A 6,749-nucleotide genomic window follows, 5' to 3' on the forward strand; every position below is an offset into this window, starting at 1 on the left:
TGCAAGGTAAATTCATTTGACAAATTTTCCTCTTCAACAAGCGAATAATTAAAAATCTTGTTAACTTTTGTTAGCTACTAAAACAATCAGTTAAGAAAAAATGCAACACTTATATTCCCAAAACGTCTTTATATCAACAAAGCTAAAGTGAACTTATACCTAAAAATAATAGTTATGAATCCAATTAGAAAAATATTTTCATTAGTATCGATTCTGTTTATCAGCCTTATATGTATATTTCCTGCTAAGGCAGATGGAGTAAAAGGCAATGGGAATGTGCAAACAGAGGAAAGAGAAGTAAGCACCTTCGAAACCATTAAAGTTAACGGTGCCTTTACTATTATTCTTTCTCAGGATGATGATTACAGCCTAAAAGTAGTTGCGGATGAAAATCTTATGGATATTATTAAAACCAGGGTTAAGGGCGACGTACTTTATATATCAACCGAAAAGAGTATTTACAAATCAAAAGAATTAAAATTATACATTGGTTTTAAACATCTTAGCGGATTAAAAGCCAATGGTGCAATTTCTTTAAAGTGTGATCAAATGCTTCGTTTTGATGAGCTAGATATTGAAATAAACGGTGCATCTTCTGCTGATTTAGAACTTTCGGCCAATCGATTAACAATTGATAATAGTGGTGCTTCAACTATTAAATTAGCTGGTAAATGCGACGAAGTTTCAATTGATATTTCCGGCGCAGGAAGTGTAAGCGCCTACGATCTGATTGTAAAAAGAGGCAGTATTGATATTAGTGGAGTTGGAAGTGGTAAAGTTTGTGTAGAAGAAGATCTTCGGGTAAGTATCTCAGGAATTGGTTCAGTTAAATACAAGGGCGAACCTAAAATTACAAGTGATATTTCTTTTCTGGGTAGCTTAAAAAAGTACTGATTAAAACAGCATATTAACTTAAAAAGGGATCAAATTGATTCCTTTTTTTGTATCCAATAATTACCGTATAAAACTACAAACACTCAAAATTACATATCATAAATATACACTATTTTACAAATGCCGGATCAATTGTTTCTTCTTTACAATCACCTCAAAGTGAAAATTCTCCTTTAAGAGAAAAGAAAGTATTCTCCTGAAAAAATAAAAATCTTAAAAATGCGTATTACCTTTGAATAAAATTCAGCAAAACTTTATGAATACTAAATTATTTTGGAGAAACATTCTTTGGGCAGTTGTCATTTTCATTCTATGCTCAATTCCTGGAGATGATCTTCCCAACACTCCACTAATATCAATACCACACTTCGATAAACTTGTTCATTTCGGAATGTTCTTTATAATGGGAATTTTCTTATTTGCAGAGCTAAGTATTCAAACGAAATTAAAACGTATTTATAATGCAGTAATTATACTATTATTAATTGCCTTTTACGGAGGCTTAATAGAGTACCTTCAGCAAAACTATTTCGTACATAGAAGCGGCGATTATTTGGATTTATTCGCTGATATTTTAGGAGGTGTTTTTGCTATAATAATGTATCCTTGGCTAAAAAAACAAAAGGACTTGCTGTTGAACCGCAAGCCCTTTAATAAGATATCTTTTTTTAAGAAAATATTATAAACTAATAAATTCTTCGGCTGTTCCCATTTCATCTATTAATTCACCAATCGTTTTTCCATTAAATAAATCATAAATGGTTTGTCGGATACTTCCAAATTGATTATGAACCGGACAAGGTGATTGTTTATTTGTGTGTGTTTTACAGGGTCTCATACCAATCAAACAGTTCTCGAACATATCCAATCCATCAACTATTTCAACAATATTCATTAATGTTATTTCAGATGGCTTTTTGCCCATACCAAATCCACCATGAGGCCCTTTTGTTGAAGTAAGCAATTTTTGTCTGGCTAAACTTTGCAATATTTTGCCCAAAAATGGAGTGGGAATTTCTAAATCTTCCGAAATCTTTTTGATTCCAATTTTCTTTCCTTCTGTGCCATTCAGCGATAAATAAATTACTGAACGAATTGCATATTTACAGGTATTCGATAACATTCTTTCTATTTAGTATTACTCTCATATTCATCTAACAATCAGCACAAATATAACAATATTTACTACTAATAAAGCATCTTTAATTCTTTAATTCCTTATTTAGATTCTGTTTATCAAAAAAATAACACTCTATTTTAAAGGAATTTTATCTATTCGAGTTTGGTGTCTACCTCCTTCAAAATCAGTTGATAAAAATATTTTTGCAATCTTTTCTACTTCTTCGTAAGAAATAAATCTAGCTGGAATTCCACACACATTTGCATTATTATGCAACCTTGCTAATTCAGCAATTTCAGAATTCCAACACAATGCCGCACGAATTTTTTGATGCTTATTTGCTGTCATGGTAATTCCATTGCCACTACCACAAAGAGTAAATCCAAAATCAAATTTCTCTGACGCGACAGCTTCTGCTAATGGATGAGCTGTATCCGGATAATCCATACTAGCTTCCGAATCGGTACCAAAATCAGTCACCAAATAACCGTTTTTCTTTAAAAATTCTCCAAGCCTATTCTTGAATTGATAACCTGCATGATCTGATGCAATAGCTATTTTTAGTGTTTTCATATACTTATTATTTCTTTTTTATTTACCATATCGAACTTTCAATGCAGAAATAATTATCTCTCTGTGTGTCAAAATCGATTTGGCATGGACGTTTCATATTTGCAATTTTTCAAAATAAAGTAGATTAAAAAGTGTTTAATTTTTAATCTATTCTTTAAAATCCACAAAAATATTTCATTGTTTAAGGATACAAAACTAATTAAAATTACTCATTTGCTTGAAAAAATGGGATTTTAATATATCTACATCCAACTGAATAAAAACAATGAATGATAATGCTGTAAATCTGACACTTACATTAAAATATCACAACTATCAACATTTTTGTTCACATTCAGTTAACATACTGTTGATTTTTCCTTACTAAATTTTACAATCTTTTCTTTGGATCATACAATTTCCTGATTGTATAGAAAAAATATTATTCCATTACAAGTTTATTTTTCATTTGAAGATTTACATCTCTCAACAGGTTTTCAACAGACTGTTAATATCAATAAGATAAATTTTTATTAATATTTATTGTTATTAACAACTTGTTAATAACATTAGTATTTCACTGAAAATCAAATATGATAAAATTAACAATACCTGTTCATTTCCTGTTACTAGGTTTAATTTTAATTAAAAATCAATAAAATACGGAAACTCTTACCAACAGTATTAACAGGATATATTAATCATTATATTCTTTTAAGAAATTTTAAAAAATAAATAATAATATTAGACTTGTTGATAAGTGTTAATTGGGTTCTTTAAACTTGAAATATATTCAAATCATTAGTTCGATCAAATATCTGGTTTTTGTAATGATTTTATTATCTTGCATTGCATTGAAAAATCCACGAAATACAATATGAGCTGGGAAACAAAAAACTATTCCATTTTATTAGTTGAGGATAATAAGTTAAATCAAACCGTTGTTAAATTTACTTTAAGACGATATGGTTATTTAATTGATGTTGCCAATAACGGAATAGAGGCAATTGAGATGTTTAAACAAGGCAATTACGATTTTATTTTAATGGATATCATGATGCCTGAAATGGATGGATTAGATGCAACGAGAGCAATTCGAAATCTGGAGAATGGTCAGAAAATTCCAATTATAGCTTTAACTGCAGATATCATGATTGCCAACGAAGAAAAATGTCTGAGAAATGGTATGAATGGTCATATCGCGAAACCTTTTGAAATTGATAATTTGTTTAAAGTGCTAAAAAGTTTAGATCTTTAAATAAATTTGCAGCTTCAGTCTTATCCTTGAAAAGGATTTAATCTTATTCTGGATGAGCTATCAATAAATTTCCGTAACCCTTTTTTGTATAAATCACTTCATTGTTTACAAATGAATGTAGTCAAATTTTGCTTCTAATGGAGGATCACTTGGATATCAGAGATAATAATTTTTCGGACAACGAAAAAGAGTATGAAAAGAAATTACGACCTCTTGAATTTAGTGATTTTCGAGGTCAAAAAAAGACAGTTGAAAACCTGAGCATATTTGTTAAAGCTGCAAAAATGCGGGAAGAGGCTTTGGATCATGTGCTGCTTCATGGACCTCCTGGATTGGGTAAAACAACACTTTCAAATATTTTAGCCAACGAATTGGGTGTTGGATTAAAGATTACTTCGGGTCCGGTAATGGATAAACCAGGAGACCTTGCCGGGCTTTTAACCAATCTTGAACCTAACGATGTGTTGTTTATTGACGAAATTCATCGTTTAAGTCCGATTGTAGAGGAGTATTTGTATTCCGCTATGGAAGACTTCAAGATCGATATAATGATTGATAAGGGGCCCGCTGCACGTTCCATCCAACTTGAATTAAATCCTTTTACGTTAATTGGTGCAACAACTCGTTCGGGTTTACTAACTTCACCTTTGCGTGCACGTTTTGGAATAAATTGTCACTTAGAGTATTACGACCTTCCTATTTTAACTAAAATTGTGGAAAGATCTGCTAAAATTTTAAATGTAGAGATTTCTCATGAAGCTGCAGGCGAAATTGCTTCACGAAGCAGAGGAACACCACGAATTGTGAATGCACTTTTAAGAAGGGTTCGTGATTTTGCTCAAGTAAAGGGAAATGGAAATATAGATTTGAGTATTACTAAATTCTCTTTGGAAGCATTAAATATTGATAAACACGGTTTGGATGAAATGGACAATCGAATTCTAAATACTGTGATTGATAAATTTAATGGAGGGCCGGTTGGTATTTCTACAATTGCAACTGCTGTTGGTGAAGATAGTGGTACAATCGAGGAAGTTTACGAACCGTTTTTAATCAAAGAAGGATTTATTAAAAGAACGCCTCGAGGAAGAGAAGTAACTCCTCTGGCGTATGCACATTTGGGTAAAAACAAATTTACTGACCCTGAATTACTTTTTTAATAGCAAGAACAGATGAATAAAATATTACCAATTGTTTATACCATTGCAACAATACTAATTATTATTGGTGCCTTATTTATTTTACAAGCTGAGAAATACGGATTGGCTGTTTTAAGTCTGGGACTTGTTCTTAATGTATTTTACAGATTTAGTACACTAAATTATGAAAGCGTTAAATCATCTAAAATTTTGGAGGTTTTGCGTTTGGCAAATATTCTGTTTATGATTGTGGCTTGTGCAGGATTTTTCTACGACTGGAATCAAAAGTTCAACTTTTTGATACTTACAATCGTATTTGACCTCCTATTGAATTTAAAAGAAATATCCTTTAAATCGAAATAAAAAAAAAAGGAGCTTGTGACCAGCAAGCTCCTTTCTATTACCTAGTAATTTTCCTAAATAGCAATATTCTTTTTAATAGTAGATAAAGAATATATATCGTTAATATTAAGCTTTAAAATAGCTTCAATTTTTTCTTTTAAAATGATGTTCGATTCTGAATATTTTAGAGGAATTGTAAAATAAAAAATGGAACCTTGTCCGAGGTGTGAATCTATAAATAATTTACCACCCAAAAAGTTTACAATTTCTTTGCATAAACTCAAACCTAATCCGGCACCTGAATAAATTCTTGTGTACGAATTATCCACTTGCGTGAATTTTTTAAATATTTGTTCTTGTTCGTTTTTGTTAATTCCGGGACCAGTATCTTTTACGTAAAAAAGAATATTATTTCTATCCTGAATTGCGCAACCAAAATCAATTTCTCCTTTTTCAGTAAATTTCACTGCGTTTTCTAGAAGATAGGATAGAACCTTTGTTAATTTGTCAAGATCCGTGAATATTTTAATTTCTTGAAGATCTTCAGTAAAATTTAGAATTAAATTTTTCTGAGAATCATTAATATTCTGTTCGAATATAGAATACAATTGGATAAATAAAGTGTGAACTGATATTTCCGATTCGTGGAAATTCATAGAACCACTTTCTAATTGGGAAAGTTCAAGTATTCTATTAAATAAATCCAACAATTCTTTACTGCTGGTATTAAGAATGTTAGTAAATTCATTTCGCTCTATTTTTGAAAGAGAATCATCACGTAATAATTCTGAAGCACCAATAATAGCATTCATTGGCGTTCGAATTTCATGTGACATATTTGCAAGAAAAGAATTTTTAAGCACTTCTGCCTTGGCAGTTTTAGCTTTTTCTTCTTTTAGTAATTGCTCCAGTTCTTTATATGTAGGACGTCTCTCCATGCAAATGAATTAGGTCTCAATAATAGAGTTAATTAGTCTTTTGTTTTTTACATTATTTAAAAACAAGTACACTAAGTCTTATTGATAAAATCTTTATTGGAAATATATATTGGGTTTATTTAAACAATGCAATCATCACAAATACATATATCTGTCATTTCGTTTACACCACCTTTAATTAAGTGTAATTCTTTTGTGGATACTTCTTCAAAATTATTCATGGGCTCAGTAAATATAATTTATTCAAACTACTTTGTCAATATTTTGAAGAGATACTTATTTACACGATACAATCGTCACAAATACTAACATCAGTCATTTCGTTGATACCACCTTTGATGTTTTGTAATTCTTCCTGAGATACTATTTCAAAATTTTTCATTGCTGTTTGGTTTTATTGGTCAATACTAGGTTTACTATAGGAAATTTGGATTTGGTCAATTGGGTACTTACACGATACAATCGTCACAAATACTAACATCAGTCATTTCGTTGATACCACCTTT

General features: G+C 30.5%; 9 protein-coding genes. 5 read left to right on the top strand and 4 right to left on the bottom strand.

What is annotated here, in order from left to right:
* Window positions 1-174: 174 nt before the first annotated feature.
* Window positions 175-894, top strand: a complete 720-nt coding sequence (locus GQR60_RS19365; RefSeq protein WP_124994525.1) for a head GIN domain-containing protein — start codon at window positions 175-177, stop codon at window positions 892-894.
* Between the two features lie 256 nt (window positions 895-1,150).
* A complete protein-coding gene (locus GQR60_RS19370) occupies window positions 1,151-1,579 on the top strand; it encodes a VanZ family protein (RefSeq protein ID WP_124994526.1) in 429 nt (142 codons plus the stop codon).
* On the opposite strand, the gene GQR60_RS19375 is transcribed toward GQR60_RS19370, so the two are convergent.
* Entirely contained in the window at window positions 1,574-2,017 is a 444-nt protein-coding gene (locus GQR60_RS19375) for an RrF2 family transcriptional regulator (RefSeq protein ID WP_101311150.1), read from the bottom strand. The two genes, GQR60_RS19370 and GQR60_RS19375, sit on opposite strands and share 6 nt — an antisense overlap.
* 129 nt (window positions 2,018-2,146) lie before the next feature.
* Window positions 2,147-2,587 carry a ribose 5-phosphate isomerase B gene (rpiB, locus tag GQR60_RS19380; RefSeq protein ID WP_101311149.1) on the bottom strand — a complete coding sequence of 147 codons (441 nt, stop codon included), beginning with the start codon at window positions 2,585-2,587 and terminating at the stop codon, window positions 2,147-2,149.
* Window positions 2,588-3,443: 856 nt separating this feature from the next.
* Between rpiB and GQR60_RS19385 the strand changes: the two genes are divergently transcribed.
* The 3 genes from GQR60_RS19385 (at window position 3,444) to GQR60_RS19395 (ending at window position 5,326) form a co-directional block, all read left to right on the top strand.
* Window positions 3,444-3,824: a response regulator gene (locus GQR60_RS19385; protein WP_124994527.1), complete on the top strand. Its 381-nt coding sequence runs from the start codon at window positions 3,444-3,446 to the stop codon at window positions 3,822-3,824.
* 137 nt (window positions 3,825-3,961) lie between these two features.
* A complete protein-coding gene (ruvB, locus tag GQR60_RS19390) occupies window positions 3,962-4,984 on the top strand; it encodes a Holliday junction branch migration DNA helicase RuvB (RefSeq protein WP_101311147.1) in 1,023 nt (340 codons plus the stop codon).
* Window positions 4,985-4,996: 12 nt separating this feature from the next.
* Complete coding sequence (locus GQR60_RS19395; RefSeq protein ID WP_124994528.1) at window positions 4,997-5,326, top strand: hypothetical protein; 330 nt, start codon at window positions 4,997-4,999, stop codon at window positions 5,324-5,326.
* Between the two features lie 53 nt (window positions 5,327-5,379).
* On the opposite strand, the gene GQR60_RS19400 is transcribed toward GQR60_RS19395, so the two are convergent.
* Window positions 5,380-6,243 carry a sensor histidine kinase gene (locus GQR60_RS19400; RefSeq protein WP_124994529.1) on the bottom strand — a complete coding sequence of 288 codons (864 nt, stop codon included), beginning with the start codon at window positions 6,241-6,243 and terminating at the stop codon, window positions 5,380-5,382.
* 280 nt (window positions 6,244-6,523) lie between these two features.
* Window positions 6,524-6,625, bottom strand: coding sequence for a bacteriocin class II family protein (locus GQR60_RS20460; protein WP_124993290.1), 102 nt, complete (start codon window positions 6,623-6,625; stop codon window positions 6,524-6,526).
* Between the last annotated feature and the right edge of the window lie 124 nt (window positions 6,626-6,749).

The organism is Labilibaculum euxinicum (assembly GCF_009795715.1).
Classification (GTDB): Bacteria; Bacteroidota; Bacteroidia; order Bacteroidales; family Marinifilaceae; genus Labilibaculum; species Labilibaculum euxinus.

Coding starts and splice junctions, on each gene's coding strand:
- GQR60_RS19370 (WP_124994526.1), top strand. CDS start 1,151: ATGAATACTAAATTATTTTGGAGAAACATTCTTTGGGCAGTTGTCATT.
- GQR60_RS20460 (WP_124993290.1), bottom strand. CDS start 6,625: ATGAAAAATTTTGAAATAGTATCTCAGGAAGAATTACAAAACATCAAA.
- GQR60_RS19365 (WP_124994525.1), top strand. CDS start 175: ATGAATCCAATTAGAAAAATATTTTCATTAGTATCGATTCTGTTTATC.
- GQR60_RS19385 (WP_124994527.1), top strand. CDS start 3,444: ATGAGCTGGGAAACAAAAAACTATTCCATTTTATTAGTTGAGGATAAT.
- rpiB (WP_101311149.1), bottom strand. CDS start 2,587: ATGAAAACACTAAAAATAGCTATTGCATCAGATCATGCAGGTTATCAA.
- ruvB (WP_101311147.1), top strand. CDS start 3,962: ATGGAGGATCACTTGGATATCAGAGATAATAATTTTTCGGACAACGAA.
- GQR60_RS19375 (WP_101311150.1), bottom strand. CDS start 2,017: ATGTTATCGAATACCTGTAAATATGCAATTCGTTCAGTAATTTATTTA.
- GQR60_RS19395 (WP_124994528.1), top strand. CDS start 4,997: ATGAATAAAATATTACCAATTGTTTATACCATTGCAACAATACTAATT.
- GQR60_RS19400 (WP_124994529.1), bottom strand. CDS start 6,243: ATGGAGAGACGTCCTACATATAAAGAACTGGAGCAATTACTAAAAGAA.